This window comes from Streptomyces sp. NPDC059787 (assembly GCF_042732315.1).
GTDB lineage: Bacteria > Actinomycetota > Actinomycetes > Streptomycetales > Streptomycetaceae > Streptomyces > Streptomyces atrovirens.
In genome coordinates, this window is sequence record NZ_JBHWHX010000007.1 from 177,165 (window position 1) to 195,910 (window position 18,746).

An 18,746-nucleotide genomic window follows, 5' to 3' on the forward strand; every position below is an offset into this window, starting at 1 on the left:
CGGGCCCCGCCCGACCGTCACGGAGACCCCCCGCGCCCCGGTGTCTTCGCGGCCACCGCCCGCTCCCGGAACCGCCTCCACCCGTTTCACGCACGCTTCATGAACCGGCAGACCCCAAAGACGACGTTCACGGCGGTGGCGGTGCCGCTCCGTCTCACCGAGGGACGTGCGACGGAAACGGGACGGCCTTTAACAAGGAATTTGTTAAAGTCGCTCCGTGACCGCTTCTCCCGCCCCCGCTCCCGGCGAAGGCCCCGTCCGCCCGGTCTCCGTGTCACTCCACGAGGGCACCATCGCCGCCCTCAAGGCACGCACCGGCAAGCGGGGCATGTCCGCCTACGTCGAAGCACTCATCCAACGTCAGCTGGAGCGCGATCGGCTGCACGAGCTCATCGCGGAGGCGGAGGCCGAACACGGACCGGTCGACCCGGCGGCCGTCGAGGCCAAGCGGGCGATCCTGCGCGGTGACGCGGCCGACACGGCGGACGCCGCGTGAGCGGCACACTGGTGCTGGACTGCGAGGGCCTGTCCAAACTCGTGCGACGCGCGCCCGAGCTCACCGAATGGCTCACGGCGGCCGAGGCCGAGGACATCCGCGTCATCACCAGCTCGGTCACCCTCGTCGAAGCCCGCGACCCCAGGACAGACCAAGCCCGCTTCGACTACGCGGTCTCCCGGGTGAACATCGTCCCGCCCAGCGAGGCCATCGCACGCCACGCCGGCAGGCTCCTCGCCGCGGCGGGACTCCACGGGCACAAGTACGCCCTCGACGCCATCGTGGCCGCCACGGCCCTGGCCTCCCCCGCACCCGTCACCCTTCTGACATCGGACCCCGAGGACCTCGTCATGCTGTGCGAACCCGGCGTCCGCGTCATCAAGGTCTGAGGCCAAGGAGTCCGGCGCCGGCCAACCGCACGGCACGTTGCGGAGAGCTACCCTCCGGTCACGTCACGTTCGCATCACGGGCTCTCCATATGCCCCACACGGCACGAGCCCCCCAGTAGCTTCGTCACTCTCGTACCAAGCACACGCAATCGCCCGATCTGGGGGGCTCTCCACCATGCACCCGTTCCGTACCTCCGCCGCCGCGGTCCTCGCCGCACTCGCCCTGGCCGCCGTACCGGCCACCGCCGAGGCGCACGGCGGCAACCACCCGTTCAAGAACTGCACCGAGGCGTACGACAACGGGTACAGCAACATCGCCAAGGGCGACGACCACTACGGCAAGCACCTGGATCGCGACAACGACGGCATCGGCTGCGACCAGCCGCCCGCGGACTTCAAGCCCCACGAGGACGACACGGAAGCCGAGGACAGCGGCACGGAGGCCGAGAACACCGACTCCTCCGACAGCAAGGAGCAGGGCGGCGGCACCGACCTCGCCGAGACCGGCGGCAGCGACGCCACCCCGTACATCGCGGCCGGCGGCGCCGCCGTCGTCCTCCTCGGCGGCGGCGTGATGATCGCGGCCCGCAGGCGCCGCGACGACGCCCGCTGACGCCGTTCCGCGCGAAGACCGGCTCCCGGCCTACAAGGACAGCAGCAGGGAGTCGGTCTTCCCCCGCCGGCGCCGCACATGCCCGCGCCGCCCGGCGAGGACCGCCATCAGCGTCCACGCCACGAGTCCGCCGATCAGACCGTTCAGCCGCCCCGCGGCGTCCACCTCGTCCGCCTGCTCCATGGGCGCCACGCCCTCCGGGTCGCGGAGGACGTCGAGCCGGTCGCCCACCTCCAGACCCGAGCCGTCACCGTTGTAGGTGAGCCGCTCCTCCAGTTCCTCCCCGTCCGCCGTACGCAGCGTGAACCGGTGGTTGTCACCGCCCGTCTCGTCCACGCTGTCCGCCACGATCACCACGCTCTCCCGCACCCCGCGCAGCTCCAACGCCGCCTCGGGCGCGTACTGGACGGCCCCGACGAGGACGAACAGCCCCGGCACGAAGGACAGCAGGGCGATCCACCCCGCGCGATGGAGCAGCGCCAGGAGCAAGGCGAACGCCAGGCACAGCACAACGCCCACGGCGATGGGCACCCACACCCAGCGCAACGCCAGGTAGGACGCCCCCGCGGTGACGGCCGCGGCGGCCCACCCGAAGAGCACCACCCCGACCGTGCGCCGGAACGACTTCCAGGGGTCGACGGCGTACCCGCCCATGCTGCTCAACGGCCTGATGCTGCTCCTGCGTATCCCCAGTGGCACTGCTGCTCCCTGTGCTCCCCCGCCACGGCGGCTCCGTGAGTCCGGCACGGGACACTACATCGGGACCTGCCGTCGAAGGACAGCAGCCCGAGCGAACGCACCGGGGCGACCGTCGGTCCCCGTGCGCCTGTGGGATACGCCGATCCGTGTTCGGGGGCGCCGGATGAAGAGACGTACGGCACGCAAGGTGATCAGCGAGTTGCTGACGCGAGGGGTTCTGGAGATTCGCCTGTTGGCCCGCTCCGAAGTCGCCGTCACCACTGATGACCCTGCCGAGGTGGATCGTCTGGGCGAGATCCACCTGATCGCGGACATCTGCCATGGGTTCGCGAGCGCTCTGGGCAGCAGCGTGTTCACCCGTGAGCGCCGTTCGCGGCATGCGCTTTCCCAGCGTTGGAGTGTGCTCGACGAGTCCGGGAGACGTTGGATCAGGTCCCGGCTGGAAGATCTCGGGCCCGAGTACCTCCGCGTGCTGGACTCGTGCGTGGGGGACGAGCCCCTTGTGTGAGAGGGGCGGGCACCCCCGCACGGGTTGCCCGCCCCTCTTTCGTGGTCCGGAGCCGCCACCGATCGGTGAGGGTGGTCGGGTGACAGGCGACGGCTCCGGGGCTTCGCGTGCCCCTACCGGTGGTCGCTGCCCGCCGACGTGACGGCCGCGCGGCCGGCTTCCAGGCGGGCGACCGGGATGCGGAACGGGGAGCAGGAGACGTAGTCCAGGCCGACCTCGTGGAAGAAGTGGACCGACTCCGGGTCGCCGCCGTGCTCGCCGCAGACGCCGAGCTTCAGGTCGGGGCGGGTGGCACGGCCGGCCTGCGCGGCGGCGGCGACCAGGGAGCCCACGCCGTCCTTGTCGATCGTCTCGAACGGCGACACCCCGAAGATGCCCTTCTCCAGGTACGCCGTGAAGAACGATGCCTCCACGTCGTCGCGGGAGAAGCCCCACACCGTCTGGGTGAGGTCGTTCGTGCCGAAGGAGAAGAACTCCGCCGCCTCCGCGATCTGGCCGGCGGTCAGCGCGGCGCGCGGCAGTTCGATCATCGTGCCGATGGCGAGCTTCAGCCTGGTGCCGGTGGTCTGCTCGACCTCGGCGATGACCTGGTCGGCCTCCTCGCGGACGATCTCCAGCTCCTGGACCGTGCCGACGAGCGGGATCATGATCTCCGCACGCGGGTCGGCCTTGGCCGCCTTGCGCTCGGCCGCCGCCTCCGCGATGGCCCGCACCTGCATGGTGAACAGGCCGGGGATGACCAGGCCGAGGCGGACACCGCGCAGACCCAGCATCGGGTTCTGCTCGTGCAGCCGGTGCACGGCCTGGAGCAGGCGCAGCTCGTTCTCGTGCGGCTCCTGCCGGGACTCGGCGAGGGCGACGCGGACCGACAGCTCGGTGATGTCGGGCAGGAACTCGTGCAGCGGCGGGTCGAGGAGGCGGACGGTGACCGGGAGGCCGTCCATCGCCTCGAAGAGCTCCACGAAGTCCCGCTTCTGGAGCGGGAGCAGGGCCTTCAGGGACTCCTCGCGCTCGGCCTCGGTGTCGGCGAGGATCAGGCGTTCGACCAGTTCGCGGCGGTCGCCGAGGAACATGTGCTCGGTGCGGCACAGGCCGATGCCCTGGGCGCCGAAGCGGCGGGCGCGCAGCGCGTCCTCGGCGTTGTCGGCGTTGGCGCGCACGCGCAGCCGGCGCTTGCGGTCGGCGAAGGCCATCATGCGGTGCACGGCCTCGACCAGTTCGTCGGCGTCGTCGGCGCCCGGGTGCATGCGGCCCTCGAAGTACTCGACGACCGGCGACGGGACGACCGGGACCTCGCCCAGGTAGACCTTGCCGGAGGAGCCGTCGATCGAGATGACGTCGCCCTCCTCGACGACGTGCCCGCCGGGCACGGTCATCCGGCGGCGCTTGGTGTCGACCTCCAGCTCCTCGGCGCCGCAGACACAGGTCTTGCCCATACCGCGCGCGACGACGGCCGCGTGGGAGGTCTTGCCGCCGCGCGAGGTGAGGATGCCCTCGGCGGCGATCATGCCGTCCAGGTCGTCGGGGTTGGTCTCGCGGCGGACGAGGATGACCTTCTCACCGGAGCGGGACCACTTGACGGCGGTGTACGAGTCGAAGACCGCCTTGCCGACCGCCGCGCCCGGCGAGGCCGCGATGCCCCGGCCGACCTTCTCGACCTTGGCGCTCTCGTCGAAGCGGGGGAACATCAGCTGGGCGAGCTGGGCGCCGTTGACGCGGCTGAGCGCCTCGGCCTCGTCGATCAGGCCCTGGTCCACCAGCTGGGTGGCGATGCGGAAGGCCGCGCCCGCGGTGCGCTTGCCGACGCGGGTCTGGAGCATCCACAGCTGGCCGCGCTCGATCGTGAACTCGATGTCGCACAGGTCCAGGTAGTGGTTCTCCAGCGTCTCCATGATCTGCATGAGCTGGTCGTACGACTTCTTGTCGATCGACTCCAGCTCCGCGAGCGGCACGGTGTTGCGGATGCCCGCGACCACGTCCTCGCCCTGCGCGTTCTGCAGGTAGTCGCCGTAGACGCCCTGGTGGCCGGAGGCGGGATCGCGGGTGAACGCGACACCCGTGCCCGAGTCCGGGCCGAGGTTGCCGAAGACCATGGAGCAGACGTTGACGGCGGTGCCGAGGTCGTGCGGGATGCGCTCCTGGCGGCGGTAGAGCTTGGCGCGGTCGCCGTTCCAGGAGTCGAAGACCGCCTTGATGGCGAGGTCCATCTGCTCGCGCGGGTCCTGCGGGAAGTCCCGCCCCGCCTCGGTCTTGACGATCTTCTTGAACTTGGTGACGAGCTTCTTGAGGTCGGCCGCCTCCAGCTCGGTGTCGACGGTGACCTTCTTGGCCGCCTTCGCCGCCTCCAGCGCGTCCTCGAACAGCTCGCCGTCGACGCCGAGGACGGTCTTGCCGAACATCTGGATGAGGCGCCGGTAGGAGTCCCATGCGAACCGGTCGTCGCCGGCCTGCTGGGCGAGGCCCTGCACGGACTTGTCGGAGAGGCCGATGTTGAGGACGGTGTCCATCATGCCCGGCATGGAGAACTTCGCCCCGGAGCGGACCGACACGAGGAGGGGGTTGTCGGCCTGGCCGAGCTTCTTGCCCATGGTCGTCTCGAGGGCGTCGAGGTGCGCACTCACCTCGTCACGCAGTGCCGCCGGCTCCTCGCCACTGTCGAGGTAGGTCTTGCAGGCCTCGGTGGTGATGGTGAAGCCGGGCGGGACGGGAAGGCCCAGGTTGGTCATCTCGGCGAGGTTGGCACCCTTGCCGCCCAGGAGGTCCTTCAGGTCCTTGTTGCCCTCGGTGAAGTCGTAAACGAACTTCGCTACGTGGGGATCTTTGTTTTCCGACACGGGTCTCGACTCCTCGAGGACGCGGTGGCTGCCCTGACGGCGAGAATGTACCCAGATCAAAGGCTTCTGGGTACGTCCACTTGTGCGTCATACGCCTGTAACCGGTCGTCCGCCAGCGGATCGAAAGTCAAAGCTTGGCAAGCCGTGACGGCCGAATGTTTTCACTTCTTGAACGCGCAAGCCTTTCCATCGACCCCTGGGCGCTCACATGAGCGGCAATCGCCACGTCTGATTTCGCTCGATGAACGATCAAGAGATGGCACTGAGTGCCACCCTTTGAGAAGTGCAGTCGCCCAAGATCCGCTCATCTGAGCGCAACCCTTATCAAGGGTGGCGAGAATCACGCTGCCACAGCGGGCCGGATTTCACCATGCGGACCAGGTGAACACACCGTTCCCGCCGCCCGTACGGAATGACGGCGGACCCGGACCCCCACGCCGGGTCCGCCTCTCACCGGGCTCGGCACGGAAGGAACCTCCGGGTTGCCTGTCTTCACACATCTGCGCGACACGCGCATCCGCACACGCCTGCGCGACGCACGGGACGCTCACCCCGTCGCCGCCCGCACCCTCCGCCGGGCGGTCCACGTCCTCGCCGCCGCCCTCGTCGTCGGCGCCCTCCTGATGCCGAACACCGCGTTGGGGCTCCGGCCCGACCGGTTCACCCGGATACCGGCGGAGGCGATCATCGGGGCCGTCCTGCTGCTCGCCCTGCCGCGCCGGCCGCGGATCGTCGTGGCGGCGCTGTACGGGGCGGGCATCGGCGTCCTGACCGTGCTGAACCTGCTGGACATCGGGTTCACCGAATACCTGGGCCGCGGCTTCAACGTCGTACTCGACTGGGGGCTGCTCGACGACGCGCAGAGCTACGTCGCGGACTCGATGGGCTCCGCGACCGCGACCGCCGCCGCCGTCGGCGCGGTCGTCCTCGTCCTGCTCCTCGTGGGCGTCATGGCGCTGGCCACCGTCCGGCTCGGCAACCTGCTGGCCCGGCACCGCGTCCACGCCACCCCGGGCGCGCTGATCGCGGGGACGGTCTGGGTCACCTGCGCGGCGCTCGGGGTCCAGGTCGCCGGCATGCCGGTCGCCTCCGACCCCGCCGTGGACGCCCTGACGGGGCAGACGCAGCGCGTGGTGGACACCCTGCGCGACGAGGCGGCGTTCGCGAAGGAGGCGCGGGCGGACGCCTTCGGCGCCACTCCCCCCGACCAGCTCGTCCCGGACCTGCGCGGCAAGGACGTCGTCCTCGCCTTCATCGAGAGCTACGGCCGCACCGCCGTCGAGGACCCGCTGATCGCCCCCGGCGTCGTCCACACCCTCGACACCCGCACCGCCGCGCTCACGAAGGCGGGCTACCACGCCCGCAGCGGCTGGCTCACCTCGGCGACGTACGGCGGCAACAGCTGGCTCGGCCACTCCACCACCCTGTCCGGCCTGTGGATCGACAACCAGCAGCGCTACCGCACCGTCACCTCCGGCGACCACCTCACCCTCACCAAGGCGTTCCGGAAGACCGGCGCCTGGGACACCGTCGGCGTCATGCCGGGCGTGCAGAAGGCCTGGCCGGAGGCCGAGTGGCACGGCCTCGACAAGGTCTACGACGCCTTCGACCTCGGCTACGAGGGGCCGAAGTTCAGCTGGTCGACCATGCCGGACCAGTACGCCCTGGAAGCCTTCCAGCGCCTGGAGCACGGCAGGAAGCGCGACAAGCCGCTGATGTCGGAGGTCATCCTCACCTCCAGCCACCAGCCCTGGGCGCCGATCCCGGAACTGGTCGGCTGGGACGAACTCGGCGACGGCTCGGTCTTCGACGCCATCGAGAAGGCGGGCAGGAAGACGTCCGACGTCATGGCCGACTCCACCGAGTCGCGGCGGGAGTACGGCAGGTCGATCGAGTACTCGCTCACCAGCCTCACCCAGTGGCTGGAGCGCTACGGCACCGACGACACCGTCCTCGTCTTCCTCGGGGACCACCAGCCCATCAGCCGCGTCAGCGGCAGGAACGCGGGCCGGGACGTGCCGGTGTCGATCGTCGCCAAGGACCCGGAGGTGCTGGAGAAGATCGACGCCTGGAACTGGACGGAGGGCCTCCGCCCGGCACAGGACGCGCCCGTGTGGAAGATGAGCTCGTTCCGCGACCGCTTCCTGACGGCCTACGGCTCCGTCCCGCACCCCACCGAGGGCTGATCAGCCGCCGGAGGTGTCCAGTTCCGCCTCCTCGCCGACGCCCGCGCAGTCGTACGGGTCCTTCAGCCAGCCGTCCGGCAGCACCACCCGGTTGTTGCCGGACGTACGGCCGCGGGGGCCGTCGGCGCCGGCCGGCCAGGGCTGGTCGAGGTCCAGCTCGTCGAGCCCGGCCCGCAGCTCCTCCAGCGAGGAGGTGATCGCGAGCCGCTTGCGCATCTCGGAGCCGACCGCGAAGCCCTTCAGGTACCAGGCCACGTGCTTGCGGAAGTCGATCACCCCGCGCGACTCGTCGCCGATCCACTCCCCCAGCAGCGTGGCGTGCCGGACCATGACGTCGGCGACCTCGCGGAGCGTGGGCCGTACGAAGGCGTCGGCGCGTCCCTCGAAGGCGGCCACCAGGTCCGAGAACAGCCACGGCCGGCCGAGGCAGCCACGCCCCACGACCACCCCGTCGCAGCCGGTCTCGCGCACCATCCGCAGCGCGTCCCGGGCCGACCAGATGTCGCCGTTGCCGAGCACCGGGATCTCCGGGACGTGCTCCTTCAGCCGGGCGATGGCGTCCCAGTCGGCGGTGCCGCCGTAGTGCTGGGCGGCGGTACGGCCGTGCAGCGCGATGGCGGTCACGCCCTCCTCGACGGCGATCCGGCCGGCGTCCAGGTAGGTCAGGTGGTCGTCGTCGATGCCCTTGCGCATCTTCATCGTCACCGGCAGGTCCCCGGCCCCGCTGACCGCCTCGCGCAGGATGGACCGCAGCAGGTTCCGCTTGTACGGGAGGGCCGAGCCGCCGCCCTTGCGGGTCACCTTGGGGACCGGGCAGCCGAAGTTGAGGTCGATGTGGTCGGCGAGGTCCTCCTCCGCGATCATGCGGACGGCCTTGCCGACGGTCGCCGGGTCGACGCCGTAGAGCTGGATGGAGCGCGGCTTCTCGGTCTCGTCGAACCTGATGAGCTGCATGGTCTTGTCGTTGCGTTCGACCAGCGCCCGGGTGGTGATCATCTCGCTGACGAACAGGCCCTTGCCGCCGCTGAACTCCCTGCACAGGGTGCGGAAGGGCGCGTTGGTGATCCCGGCCATGGGGGCGAGCACGACGGGCGGCTGAACCGTGTGCGGGCCGATGCGCAGGGTCGTGTCCGTGGTCGGCGAGGAAGTGGGCATTCCCCCATTGTCCCGCATCCCGAGGGGTACCCGGCACGTCGGCACCCGATGATCGTGTAACGGTCATTAGTTAACCGCACTATCGAAATCGCGTACGATGGCCCCCATGCCCGAGCTCAGCCATGGCCGACGCATGCTGGTGCTCGCGATCTGCTGCATGAGCCTGCTGATCGTGAGCCTGGACAACACGGTCCTCAACGTCGCCCTGCCCGCCCTGCAGAGGGACTTCGACGCAAGCACCTCGGGTCTGCAGTGGACCATCGACGCGTACACCCTCGTCCTGGCCTCCCTGCTGATGCTGGCCGGCTCCACCGCCGACCGGATCGGCCGCAGACGGGTGTTCATGGCGGGCCTGGTGATCTTCACCTTCGGCTCGGTGCTGTGCTCACTGGCGCCGGACCTGACGTCGCTGGTCGCGTTCCGGATGATCCAGGCGGTCGGCGGCTCGATGCTCAACCCGGTCGCCATGTCGATCATCACCAACACCTTCACCGACCCCCGTGAACGGGCCCGCGCGATCGGCGCGTGGGGTGCGGTCGTCGGCATCTCGATGGCCGCGGGACCGCTGGTCGGCGGGCTGCTGGTGGAGTCGGTCGGCTGGCGCTCCATCTTCTGGATCAACCTGCCGGTGGGGCTGGCCGCGCTGCTGCTCACCTGGCGTTTCGTCCCGGAGTCCCGCGCCCCGAAGGCCCGGCGCCCGGACCCGGTCGGCCAGTTCCTGGTGATCGTCCTGTTCGGCTCCCTGACGTACGCGATCATCGAGGCCCCGCACGCCTCCCTCCCGGCGACCGCGCCCTTCGCCGCCGTGGCGCTCGTCGCCCTGCTCGCCCTGCTGTGGTACGAGCCGCGCCGCCGCGAACCCCTCATCGACCTGCGCTTCTTCCGCTCCGCTCCGTTCAGCGGGGCCACGGTGATAGCCGTGAGCGCGTTCGCCTCGCTCGGCGGCTTCCTGTTCCTGTCCACGCTGTACCTGCAGAACGTACGGGGGCTGAGCGCCCTGGACGCGGGCCTGTGGATGCTTCCGATGGCCGTCCCGACCTTTCTGTGCGCCCCGCTCTCCGGCCGGCTGGTCGGCAGCCGGGGGCCGCGGCTGCCGCTGCTGATCGCCGGCGGCGCGATGACGGTCAGCGGGCTTCTCTTCGCCCTGTTCGAGGCCGAGACGTCCGACGTCACCCTCTTCATCGGGTACGTCCTGTTCGGCGTCGGCTTCGGCTTCGTCAACGCCCCGATCACCAACACCGCCGTCTCCGGCATGCCGACCGCGCAGGCGGGGGTGGCCTCGGCGGTCGCCTCCACCAGCCGTCAGCTGGGGCAGGCGCTGGGCGTCGCGGTGATCGGCGCGGTGCTGGCGGCGGGGGTGGGCTCGTCGTCGTACGCGGACGCGTTCGTGACGGCGGCGCGGCCGGGGTGGTGGATCCTCGCGGGCTGCGGCCTCGCGGTGCTGGTCGTGGGCGCGGCGAGCTCGGGCCGCTGGGCCCGTAGGACCGCCGAACGCACGGCGGAGCGGCTGGAGTCGACGGAGATGCGACGGAGTGCGGGCGTGAGCGCCTGATCGGTTCGGCGGGGCTTCGGCATGTGGGCCGGGGGTGGGGCTGCGGCCCCGGCACCGTACGGGGTGCCCTGTGCTGGTGTGGGGCGGGGGGTGTTCGCGCGGCCCGGCGCCGTACGGGTGCCCCGCGTTGGTGTGGGGCGGGGGTGTTCGCGCGGCCCGGCGCCGTACGGGTGCCCCGCGTTGGTGTGGGACGGGGGTGTTCGCGCGGCCCGGTGCTTGCGGGGTGCCGTCGCGCCCACCCGTGCCGCCCCAGCGGCACGACTGCCCGCGGAGGGCGGGGGCGGGGTGGTGGCGCGACTGCCCGCGGAGGGCGGGGCGGGGTGGTGGCGCGACTGACCGTGGTGGGTGCGGGGCAGTAGAACGGCGACACCCCGCCCGGACTCCGGAGGAGCCATGTCGCAGATCGACACGAGCAAGGTCAGCCGCTGGGACCTGCACGGCCGTGAGTACATCGTGCGCGTCCAGCGCACCGGTGTGCAGCGGACGATCCGGTGCGACACCTGCGGCTGGCGCAGAGGCGCCCAGTTCCTGCCCTGGCTCAAGGCACAGGAGCACCTGACGGAGGCGCACCAGGCGACGGTGGACCCGACCGCTGCGTGAGCCCACCCGCCGACCGAGTCGGGTGGCGGGTGGGCGAAGGCCTGGGGGCCAGGGGGCGGAGCCCCCTGGTACGGTCCCGGCGGCCGACGGCCACGCGGGGTCCACGGGGGCTGAGCTCCCCGTACGACCCCCCGCGGCCAGCGGTTACGCGCCGATCAGACGGGACGCGAGGTACCCCTCGATCTGGTCCAGCGACACCCGCTCCTGCTTCATCGTGTCGCGCTCACGCACCGTCACCGCGTTGTCGTCCAGCGTGTCGAAGTCGACGGTGACGCAGAACGGCGTACCGATCTCGTCCTGGCGACGGTAACGGCGCCCGATCGCGCCGGCGTCGTCGAACTCGATGTTCCAGTGCTGGCGCAGGGCCTGCGCGAGACCCTTCGCCTTCGGCGACAGCTCCGCGTTGCGGGACAGCGGGAGCACCGCCGCCTTCACCGGCGCGAGGCGGTGGTCGAGCCGCAGCACGGTCCGCTTCTCCATCTTGCCCTTGGCGTTGGGCGCCTCGTCCTCGACGTACGCGTCGAGCAGGAAGGCGAGCATCGCCCGGCCGACACCGGCCGCCGGCTCGATGACGTACGGCGTCCAGCGCTCCCCGGCCTCCTGGTCGTAGTAGGCGAGGTCCTGGCCGGAGGCCTTGGAGTGGGAGGAGAGGTCGTAGTCGGTGCGGTTGGCGACACCCTCCAGCTCGCCCCACTCGCTGCCGCCGAACTGGAAGCGGTACTCGATGTCAGCGGTGCGCTTGGAGTAGTGGGAGAGCTTCTCCTGCGGGTGCTCGTACCACCGCATGTTCTCCTCGCGCAGGCCGAGACCGGTGTACCAGTTCCAGCGCTGCTCCATCCAGTACTCCTGCCACTTCTCGTCCTCGCCCGGCTTGACGAAGAACTCCATCTCCATCTGCTCGAACTCGCGGGTGCGGAAGATGAAGTTGCCGGGCGTGATCTCGTTGCGGAAGGACTTGCCCATCTGGGCGATGCCGAACGGCGGCTTCTTGCGCGAAGTGGTGTGCACCTGGGCGAAGTTGGTGAAGATGCCCTGGGCGGTCTCGGGGCGCAGGTAGGCGATGGAGCCGGAGTCCTGCGTCGGGCCGAGGTGGGTGGAGAGCAGACCCGAGAACTGCTTGGGCTCGGTGAAGGTGCCCTTGTTGCCGCAGTTGGGGCAGCTGAGGTCGGCGAGGCCGTTCTCCGGGGCGCGGCCCTTCTTCTCCTCGTACGCCTCCTCCAGGTGGTCCGCGCGGAACCGCTTGTGGCAGGAGGTGCACTCGGTCAGCGGGTCCGTGAAGGTGGCGACGTGGCCGGAGGCCACCCACACCTCGGGGGCCAGGATGACGGACGAGTCGAGACCGACCACGTCCTCGCGCGACGTCACCATGTAGCGCCACCACTGGCGCTTCAGGTTCTCCTTGAGCTCGACGCCCAGCGGCCCGTAGTCCCAGGCGGCACGCTGGCCGCCGTAGATCTCACTGCAGGGGTATACGAAGCCACGGCGCTTGCTCAGGCTGACGATGGTGTCGATCTTGTCGGCGGCCACGGTGCTCTCTTCATTACGACGACGGGCGACGAAGCGAGTTTGCTTCCAGCGAAGCCCTCAGGCTACCGGCGCGGCCTGCCCCGCGACCAATTCGGTGCCCCCTACAGCGCTCTCACGTGCTTTGTTGACAACGGTTTCCATATTTGTTGAAAATGACTGTCATGAACGTACGACGACATCACATATCCGCGGCCGCTCTGGCCGCGGTCACCGCCCTCGGCCTCGGCACCCTGACCGCCTGTTCCTCCGACAGTGCCGCCGCGGGCAACACCGACAAGTTCGATGTCGTCGCGTCGTTCTACCCGATGGCCTTCCTCGCCGAGCAGATCGGCGGCGAGCACGTCAACGTCACCAGTCTCACCGAGCCCGGCCAGGAGCCGCACGACCTGGAGATCAGCGCCAAGCAGACCGCGCAGCTCGAGGAGTCCGACGCGGCGCTCTACCTCAAGGGCCTCCAGCCCTCCGTCGACGAGGCCATCGGCCAGTCCCCGGTGGGGACGAAGATCGACGCGGCGACCCTGACCTCCCTGGAGGAGCACGGCACCGAGGCCGGCGGCCACGAGGAGGAGCACGCCGAGGAGGAACACTCCGAGGAAGAGCACGGCCACGAGCACGAGCACGAGGGCGGCAAGGACCCCCACGTCTGGCTCGACCCGGTCAAGTACGCCGAGGTCGCCGAGGGCGTCGGCAAGGCCTTCGAGAAGGCCGACCCGGACCACGCCGCCGACTACAGGAAGAACACCGAGACCCTGGTCGGCAAGCTGAACGAGCTCGACGAGAAGTTCGAGACCGGCCTCGCGGACAAGAAGAACAGCGTCTTCATCACCACGCACGCCGCCTTCGGCTACCTCGCCGAGCGCTACGGACTGACCGAGGAGGCCATCAGCGGCCTGGACCCCGAGTCCGAGCCCAGCGGGGCCCGCGTGAAGGAACTCCAGAAGATGGCGAAGGCCGACGGCGTCACCACCGTCTTCTACGAGACGCTCGTCAGCGACAAGACCGCCAGGACCCTCGCCGGCGACACCGGACTGAAGACGGACGTCCTGGACCCGCTGGAGGGCATCACCGACGCCTCCCGAGGCGACGACTACTTCCAGGTCATGGAAGCCAACCTCAAGGCCCTGCAGACGGCCCTGGGAACCAAGTGACCGACGAACCACCGGAGGACGGCATGACGACCGAGCCCGTCATCTCCCTGCGCGGCGTCCGCGCCGAGCTGGGCTCGCGCCCCGTCCTGCGCGGCATCGACCTCACCGTGCACCGCGGTGAGGTCGTCGCCCTGCTCGGCGCCAACGGCTCCGGCAAGTCGACGGCCGTGCGCAGCGTCATCGGCCAGGTGCCCGTCAGCGCGGGCGAGATCGAGCTGTTCGGCACCCCGCGGCACCGGTTCCGCGACTGGGCGCGCATGGGCTACGTCCCGCAGCGCACCACCGCCGCCGGCGGCGTGCCCGCCACGGTCACCGAGGTCGTCTCCTCCGGCCGCCTGGCCCGCACCCGCTTCGGCCTCTTCCGCAAGGCCGACCACGAGGCCGTACGCCACGCCCTGGACCTGGTCGGCATGGCGGACAGGGCGAAGGACTCCGTCGACGCCCTCTCCGGCGGCCAGCACCAGCGGGTCCTGATCGCCCGCGCGCTCGCCGCCGCCCCCGAACTGCTGATCATGGACGAGCCGATGGCGGGCGTCGACCTGGCCAGCCAGGAGATCCTCGCCGAGACGCTGAAGGTCCAGGTCGCCGAGGGCGCCACGGTCCTCCTCGTCCTGCACGAACTGGGCCCCCTGGAGCCCCTGATCGACCGGGCGGTCGTGCTCCGCGACGGCTGCGTCCTGCACGACGGCCCGCCCCCCAAGGCCGTCGGCCAGCACGCCCTGCCCGGCCACGACCACGTCCACCCGCACGCCCCCGCGGGCGCCGAACCGATCCGCACAGGACTGCTGAGCTGAATCCGATGGACATCCTCGACTACGCCTTCATGCAGCGGGCGCTGCTCGCCGCCGTCCTGGTCGGCATCACCGCCCCCGCCGTCGGCATCTACCTCGTCCAGCGCCGCCAGGCCCTCATGGGCGACGGCATCGGCCACGTAGCCATGACCGGCGTCGGCCTCGGCTTCCTGTTCTCCTGGTCCCCGGTGTGGATGGCGACGCTCGTCTCCGTCCTCGGCGCCGTCTTCATGGAACTGGTCCGCTGGTACGCCAGGACCCGCGGCGACATCGCCCTCGCGATGCTCTTCTACGGCGGTATGGCCGGCGGCGTCATGTTCACCAGCCTCGCCCCCGGCGGCTCCACCTCGAACCTCTCCTCGTTCCTCTTCGGCTCGCTGTCGACGGTCTCCACGTCCGACGTCACCGCGATCTGTGTGCTGGCGGCCTTCGTGGTCCTCGTCACGGTCGGTCTGCGCCGGCAACTGTTCGCGGTCAGCCAGGACGAGGAGTTCGCCCGGGTGACGGGCCTGCCGGTGCGGTTCCTGAACCTGCTCACGGCGGTCACGGCCGCGGTGACCGTCTCCGTCGCGATGCGCGTGGTCGGCCTGCTGCTGGTGAGCGCGCTCATGGTGGTGCCCGTCGCGGCGGCCCAGCAGCTCACCCGCAGCTTCGCCGCCACCTTCGCCATCGCCGTCGCGATCGGCGTGAGCGTGACCATCGGCGGCACGGTCACCTCGTACTACCAGGACGTGCCGCCCGGCGCGACGATCGTGCTGCTGACCATCGCCGCGTTCATCGCACTGACCGCGCTGGCCGCCCCGCTGGCCCGCCGCCGCGCCCGGGCACTGGCCGCCGCCCAACCCGGCGGCGACCCCGCGGAGTGCGCGATTCCGGCCAGCCGCGAGGCCGGCGACACGGTCGGCGCCTGACTGCCCTCCGCCCGGACTGGCACAATGGCCCGGGCAGACGGGGCCAGATGTGAGGAGGCAATCCGGTGACGACCGCAGGACCGCCCGTGAAGGGCCGCTCCACCCGGCAGCGTGCCGCTGTGGCGGCTTGCCTTCAGGAGGTCGACGAGTTCCGCAGCGCGCAGGAACTCCACGACATGCTCAAGCACAAGGGCGACTCGGTCGGGCTCACCACGGTCTACCGCACCCTGCAGTCCCTCGCCGACGCAGGCGAGGTCGACGTCCTGCGCACCGCCGACGGCGAGTCCGTCTACCGCCGCTGCTCCACCGGCGACCACCACCACCACCTGGTCTGCCGCAGCTGCGGCAAGGCGGTCGAGGTGGAGGGCCCGGCGGTGGAGAAATGGGCGGAGGCCATCGCGGCGGAACACGGCTACGTCAACGTGGCCCACACGGTCGAGATCTTCGGCACCTGCGCGGAGTGCGCGACGGCATGACGCAACCGCGGGCAGCCGCCCCGTCAGCCGCGGGCAGTCGTGCCGCGGGGCGGCACGGGTGGGCGCGACGGCACCCCGCGAGCGCCGGGCAGCGCAACCCACCCCCGGCCCGCTCCAACCCCGCGGAAAGCCGTCACACGCGCGCAAGGTGCCTATCGAGCAGAGCCCGCAGGCGCCGGAGGTCCTCCTCACCGCGCAGCCCGCGCTTGGGTTCGACCTCCAGAACCAGAATGCCCGGGTCACGACTGAGCAGCACCACGTGCTCGGAAGTCTCGCGGTAGCCGCGGAACAGCGTCCAGCGCTGCACCACCGTCGTGTGCTCGGTCTCGACCGTGATCCCGGCGTCGGTCACCGTGACGCGGTACTCGCCCTGCCACGAGACGGCCCGGAACACCTGGCCGGCCTGGAGCCGGGGCGTGCCCCAGATCAGGACCGAGGTCAGCAGCGAGAGCGCGGTCAGCACCGCGGCGTCCACCCCTCCGAGCGCGGTGAACGCGGCGAATCCGGCGAACAGCACGACGAATATCCACCGCACCGGCGCCAGCCCGCGCACACGTGCACGGACCTGAATGCCCTGGAGGATGTCGGTGCGCGTCGGCCGGTAGACCAGCTCGACGGCACCGGTGCCACTGTCCTGAATGGTGTCCCGCCCCTGGTGATCCATGAGGCGGAACCCTAACGCCCTGCGCTCCGGCGTCAGCCGTCAGGCTGCGTGCCCTCCATGGCCAGCAGCTCCTCGTTCGGGATCGCCCCGCCGAACCGCCGGTCGCGGGAGGCGAACTCCAGGCACGCCCGCCACAGGTCACGCCGGTCGAAGTCCGGCCACAGGACGTCCTGGAAGACCATCTCGGCGTACGCGCTCTGCCACAGCAGGTAGTTCGACGTCCGCTGCTCCCCGCTCGGCCGCAGGAACAGGTCCACGTCCGGCATGTCCGGGTAGTACATGTACTTCTGCAGGGTCTTCTCGTTGACCTTCGACGGGTCGAGCCGCCCGGCCCGCACGTCCTCCGCGAGCGCCTGCGCGGCGTCCGCGATCTCCGCCCGCCCGCCGTAGTTCATGCAGAAGTACAGCGTCAGCCGGTCGTTGTCCTTCGTCTGCTCCTGGGCGACCTGGAGCTCCTTGGCCACCGACTTCCACAGTTTGGGCATCCGCCCGACCCACCGCACCCGGATCCCCAGCTCGTCGAGCGTGTCGCGCGTCTTGCGGATGAAGTCCCGGTTGAAGTTCATCAGGAAGCGCACCTCGTCCGGCGACCGCTTCCAGTTCTCGGTGGAGAAGGCGTACAGCGAGATCGCGCCGACCCCCATCTCGACCCCGCCCTGGAGCACGTCCAGCACCCGCTCGGCGCCGACCTTGTGCCCCTCGGTACGCGGCAGCCCCCGCTCCTTCGCCCACCGCCCGTTGCCGTCCATGACGATCGCCACATGCTTGGGGACCAGTTCCCCGGGGATCTTCGGAGGCCGCGCGCCGGACGGGTGCGGTTCCGGCGTCCTGTACTCCCGGCGCTGACGCCCCAGGAACCCGCGTACCACCATGTGTCTCTCGTCTCCTCGTGCTTACTTCTCTACGTACCTCAGCGAGCGCAGCCCGCGCTCCAGATGCCAGTGCAGGTAGGCGGACACCAGTCCGCTCCCCTCCCGGACGTACCGCGCCTCGCACGCGTCCGCGGTCCCCCAGTCTCCCGTAAGCAGCGCTCCGAGGAGCCCCAGGGCCTGCGGCGAGGGTACGACGCTGCCGGGCACCCGGCAGTCGGCGCAGACGACGCCGCCCGACGCGACCGAGAAGAACCGGTTCGGTCCGGGCATCCCGCACTTCGCGCAGTCGGTGAAGCTGGGCGCGTACCCGTTGACGGCGAGGGAGCGCAGCAGGAACGCGTCGAGTACGAGATGCGGGGCGTGCTCGCCCCTCGCCAGCGTCCGCAGGGCCCCGACCAGCAGCAGGTACTGCTGCACCGCCGGCTCGCCCTCGTGATCGGTGAACCGCTCGGCCGTCTCCAGCATGGCCGTCCCGGCCGTGTACCGCGCGTAGTCCGTCACGATCCCGCCGCCGTACGGCGCGATCGTCTCGCTCTGCGTGCACAGCGGCAGGCCGCGCCCGATCAGCTCGCTCCCCTTCGAGAAGAACTGCACGTCGACGTGCGAGAACGGTTCGAGACGCGCACCGAACTTCGACTTCGTCCGGCGCACGCCCCTCGCCACCGCGCGTACCCGCCCGTGACCGCGCGTGAGCAGTGTGATGATCCGGTCCGCCTCACCCAGCTTCTGGGTGCGCAGCACGATGCCGTCGTCGCGGAACAGACTCATGGCATCCATTGTCGCCCACGTTCAGGGCACCTCACCGCGACTCCGGGCATTGGCGTACGCCGTCGCCGCGCGCAGCCGCTCGGCGGAGGTCGCGCGCCGTACGACACCGGGGTCGGCGTCCCACTCCCGGCCGCCGCCGTACGGCCTCAGCTGGACGTAGGGCCCCTCATGCCCCATGACCACACCGATCCGCTCGGTCCTGGTGTCCACGACATACGCGCCGACGGGCGGCTTCACCGCAGCACCGCCGCCGCGATCCGCCGCGCGGTCTCCACGGAACACCGCCCCAGTTCGATGAGCGGACAGGGCGCCTCCCGCGCGAGACTCACCGGGTCCAGTCCCAGTGACGGCAGGGAAATTCCGGCCTTCGCGAGTGCCGCCCGCAATTCCTTCACCACTTCCTCCGCTTCTTCGACGCAGAGCGCCGAGTGCCGTGCCTTCACCGTGCTCCCCTTCCCTTTCGGCTTTCACTCTTCGTACCCCAAGGGTGACATTCCGTGTCTACACTCGGGAGGGGCTCGCGCTCTACAAGCGCGAGTCAGCACAAGGGGGTTTGT

General features: G+C 70.5%; 20 protein-coding genes. 11 read left to right on the forward strand and 9 right to left on the reverse strand.

Annotated elements, in window-relative coordinates; genetic code table 11:
• Positions 1 to 217 precede the first annotated feature (217 nt).
• The 3 genes from ACFV5H_RS09310 to ACFV5H_RS09320 all read left to right on the forward strand — a co-directional run bounded on the left by ACFV5H_RS09310 (position 218) and on the right by ACFV5H_RS09320 (position 1,498).
• Positions 218 to 496, forward strand: a complete 279-nt coding sequence (locus ACFV5H_RS09310; RefSeq protein WP_385048954.1) for a hypothetical protein — start codon at positions 218 to 220, stop codon at positions 494 to 496.
• Positions 493 to 885: a type II toxin-antitoxin system VapC family toxin gene (locus ACFV5H_RS09315; RefSeq protein WP_385048956.1), complete on the forward strand. Its 393-nt coding sequence runs from the start codon at positions 493 to 495 to the stop codon at positions 883 to 885. The genes ACFV5H_RS09310 and ACFV5H_RS09315 overlap by 4 nt, the downstream gene beginning before the upstream one ends.
• A 175-nt stretch (positions 886 to 1,060) precedes the next feature.
• On the forward strand, positions 1,061 to 1,498 hold the full coding sequence (locus ACFV5H_RS09320) for an LAETG motif-containing sortase-dependent surface protein (RefSeq protein ID WP_385193756.1): 438 nt from the start codon (positions 1,061 to 1,063) through the stop codon (positions 1,496 to 1,498).
• Between the two features lie 30 nt (positions 1,499 to 1,528).
• On the opposite strand, the gene ACFV5H_RS09325 is transcribed toward ACFV5H_RS09320, so the two are convergent.
• Positions 1,529 to 2,152 (reverse strand): hypothetical protein, encoded by a 624-nt coding sequence (locus ACFV5H_RS09325; RefSeq protein ID WP_385049115.1) that lies wholly within the window; start codon positions 2,150 to 2,152, stop codon positions 1,529 to 1,531.
• A gap of 232 nt (positions 2,153 to 2,384) precedes the next feature.
• On the opposite strand from ACFV5H_RS09325, the gene ACFV5H_RS09330 reads away from it, so the two are divergent.
• Positions 2,385 to 2,705, forward strand: a complete 321-nt coding sequence (locus ACFV5H_RS09330) for a hypothetical protein (RefSeq protein ID WP_385048960.1) — start codon at positions 2,385 to 2,387, stop codon at positions 2,703 to 2,705.
• Positions 2,706 to 2,818: 113 nt separating this feature from the next.
• Here the strand turns inward: ACFV5H_RS09330 and ppdK are convergent, their stop codons facing one another.
• A complete protein-coding gene (ppdK, locus tag ACFV5H_RS09335) occupies positions 2,819 to 5,539 on the reverse strand; it encodes a pyruvate, phosphate dikinase (protein WP_385048963.1) in 2,721 nt (906 codons plus the stop codon).
• A 482-nt stretch (positions 5,540 to 6,021) separates the two neighbouring features.
• Here ppdK and ACFV5H_RS09340 point away from each other — a divergent pair, with 482 nt between their 5' ends.
• A complete protein-coding gene (locus ACFV5H_RS09340) occupies positions 6,022 to 7,725 on the forward strand; it encodes a CDP-alcohol phosphatidyltransferase (protein ID WP_385193758.1) in 1,704 nt (567 codons plus the stop codon).
• Here the strand turns inward: ACFV5H_RS09340 and dusB are convergent, their stop codons facing one another.
• Complete coding sequence (dusB, locus tag ACFV5H_RS09345; protein ID WP_385048969.1) at positions 7,726 to 8,880, reverse strand: tRNA dihydrouridine synthase DusB; 1,155 nt, start codon at positions 8,878 to 8,880, stop codon at positions 7,726 to 7,728.
• Positions 8,881 to 8,986: 106 nt separating this feature from the next.
• Here dusB and ACFV5H_RS09350 point away from each other — a divergent pair, with 106 nt between their 5' ends.
• Both ACFV5H_RS09350 and ACFV5H_RS09355 read left to right on the forward strand, forming a co-directional pair.
• A complete protein-coding gene (locus ACFV5H_RS09350; protein WP_385048972.1) occupies positions 8,987 to 10,432 on the forward strand; it encodes an MFS transporter in 1,446 nt (481 codons plus the stop codon).
• 393 nt (positions 10,433 to 10,825) lie between these two features.
• Positions 10,826 to 11,032 (forward strand): hypothetical protein, encoded by a 207-nt coding sequence (locus ACFV5H_RS09355; protein WP_385048974.1) that lies wholly within the window; start codon positions 10,826 to 10,828, stop codon positions 11,030 to 11,032.
• Between the two features lie 144 nt (positions 11,033 to 11,176).
• On the opposite strand, the gene ACFV5H_RS09360 is transcribed toward ACFV5H_RS09355, so the two are convergent.
• The gene (locus ACFV5H_RS09360) at positions 11,177 to 12,559 is read right to left on the reverse strand and encodes a glycine--tRNA ligase (RefSeq protein WP_385048977.1); all 1,383 of its coding nucleotides are present in this window, start codon (positions 12,557 to 12,559) and stop codon (positions 11,177 to 11,179) included.
• 161 nt (positions 12,560 to 12,720) lie between these two features.
• Here ACFV5H_RS09360 and ACFV5H_RS09365 point away from each other — a divergent pair, with 161 nt between their 5' ends.
• From ACFV5H_RS09365 to ACFV5H_RS09380, 4 genes are all read left to right on the forward strand, one after another.
• A complete protein-coding gene (locus ACFV5H_RS09365) occupies positions 12,721 to 13,707 on the forward strand; it encodes a metal ABC transporter substrate-binding protein (protein ID WP_385048979.1) in 987 nt (328 codons plus the stop codon).
• A gap of 23 nt (positions 13,708 to 13,730) precedes the next feature.
• Positions 13,731 to 14,501 (forward strand): metal ABC transporter ATP-binding protein, encoded by a 771-nt coding sequence (locus tag ACFV5H_RS09370; RefSeq protein WP_385048982.1) that lies wholly within the window; start codon positions 13,731 to 13,733, stop codon positions 14,499 to 14,501.
• A 5-nt stretch (positions 14,502 to 14,506) separates the two neighbouring features.
• Complete coding sequence (locus tag ACFV5H_RS09375) at positions 14,507 to 15,409, forward strand: metal ABC transporter permease (protein ID WP_385048984.1); 903 nt, start codon at positions 14,507 to 14,509, stop codon at positions 15,407 to 15,409.
• Positions 15,410 to 15,474: 65 nt separating this feature from the next.
• Entirely contained in the window at positions 15,475 to 15,885 is a 411-nt protein-coding gene (locus ACFV5H_RS09380) for a Fur family transcriptional regulator (RefSeq protein ID WP_385193760.1), read from the forward strand.
• 133 nt (positions 15,886 to 16,018) lie between these two features.
• Here the strand turns inward: ACFV5H_RS09380 and ACFV5H_RS09385 are convergent, their stop codons facing one another.
• The 5 genes from ACFV5H_RS09385 to ACFV5H_RS09405 are packed head-to-tail and all read right to left on the reverse strand — an operon-like array spanning position 16,019 to position 18,632.
• Positions 16,019 to 16,549, reverse strand: a complete 531-nt coding sequence (locus tag ACFV5H_RS09385; protein ID WP_385193762.1) for a YcxB family protein — start codon at positions 16,547 to 16,549, stop codon at positions 16,019 to 16,021.
• A gap of 32 nt (positions 16,550 to 16,581) precedes the next feature.
• Positions 16,582 to 17,421 carry an isoprenyl transferase gene (locus tag ACFV5H_RS09390; RefSeq protein WP_385048992.1) on the reverse strand — a complete coding sequence of 280 codons (840 nt, stop codon included), beginning with the start codon at positions 17,419 to 17,421 and terminating at the stop codon, positions 16,582 to 16,584.
• A gap of 21 nt (positions 17,422 to 17,442) precedes the next feature.
• The gene (gene recO, locus ACFV5H_RS09395) at positions 17,443 to 18,189 is read right to left on the reverse strand and encodes a DNA repair protein RecO (RefSeq protein ID WP_085572114.1); all 747 of its coding nucleotides are present in this window, start codon (positions 18,187 to 18,189) and stop codon (positions 17,443 to 17,445) included.
• Between the two features lie 21 nt (positions 18,190 to 18,210).
• Complete coding sequence (locus ACFV5H_RS09400) at positions 18,211 to 18,426, reverse strand: hypothetical protein (RefSeq protein ID WP_385048994.1); 216 nt, start codon at positions 18,424 to 18,426, stop codon at positions 18,211 to 18,213.
• Entirely contained in the window at positions 18,423 to 18,632 is a 210-nt protein-coding gene (locus ACFV5H_RS09405; RefSeq protein WP_385048997.1) for a hypothetical protein, read from the reverse strand. Before ACFV5H_RS09405 ends, ACFV5H_RS09400 begins: the two co-directional genes overlap by 4 nt.
• Positions 18,633 to 18,746: the final 114 nt, after the last annotated feature.

Bases quoted from the DNA above. Each gene is read 5' to 3' on its own strand.
- ACFV5H_RS09365 (WP_385048979.1), top strand. From the start codon at position 12,721: ATGAACGTACGACGACATCACATATCCGCGGCCGCTCTGGCCGCGGTC.
- ACFV5H_RS09320 (WP_385193756.1), top strand. From the start codon at position 1,061: ATGCACCCGTTCCGTACCTCCGCCGCCGCGGTCCTCGCCGCACTCGCC.
- recO (WP_085572114.1), bottom strand. From the start codon at position 18,189: ATGAGTCTGTTCCGCGACGACGGCATCGTGCTGCGCACCCAGAAGCTG.
- ACFV5H_RS09375 (WP_385048984.1), top strand. From the start codon at position 14,507: ATGGACATCCTCGACTACGCCTTCATGCAGCGGGCGCTGCTCGCCGCC.
- ACFV5H_RS09370 (WP_385048982.1), top strand. From the start codon at position 13,731: ATGACGACCGAGCCCGTCATCTCCCTGCGCGGCGTCCGCGCCGAGCTG.
- ACFV5H_RS09355 (WP_385048974.1), top strand. From the start codon at position 10,826: ATGTCGCAGATCGACACGAGCAAGGTCAGCCGCTGGGACCTGCACGGC.
- ACFV5H_RS09325 (WP_385049115.1), bottom strand. From the start codon at position 2,152: ATGGGCGGGTACGCCGTCGACCCCTGGAAGTCGTTCCGGCGCACGGTC.
- ACFV5H_RS09390 (WP_385048992.1), bottom strand. From the start codon at position 17,421: ATGGTGGTACGCGGGTTCCTGGGGCGTCAGCGCCGGGAGTACAGGACG.
- dusB (WP_385048969.1), bottom strand. From the start codon at position 8,880: ATGCCCACTTCCTCGCCGACCACGGACACGACCCTGCGCATCGGCCCG.
- ACFV5H_RS09385 (WP_385193762.1), bottom strand. From the start codon at position 16,549: ATGGATCACCAGGGGCGGGACACCATTCAGGACAGTGGCACCGGTGCC.
- ACFV5H_RS09350 (WP_385048972.1), top strand. From the start codon at position 8,987: ATGCCCGAGCTCAGCCATGGCCGACGCATGCTGGTGCTCGCGATCTGC.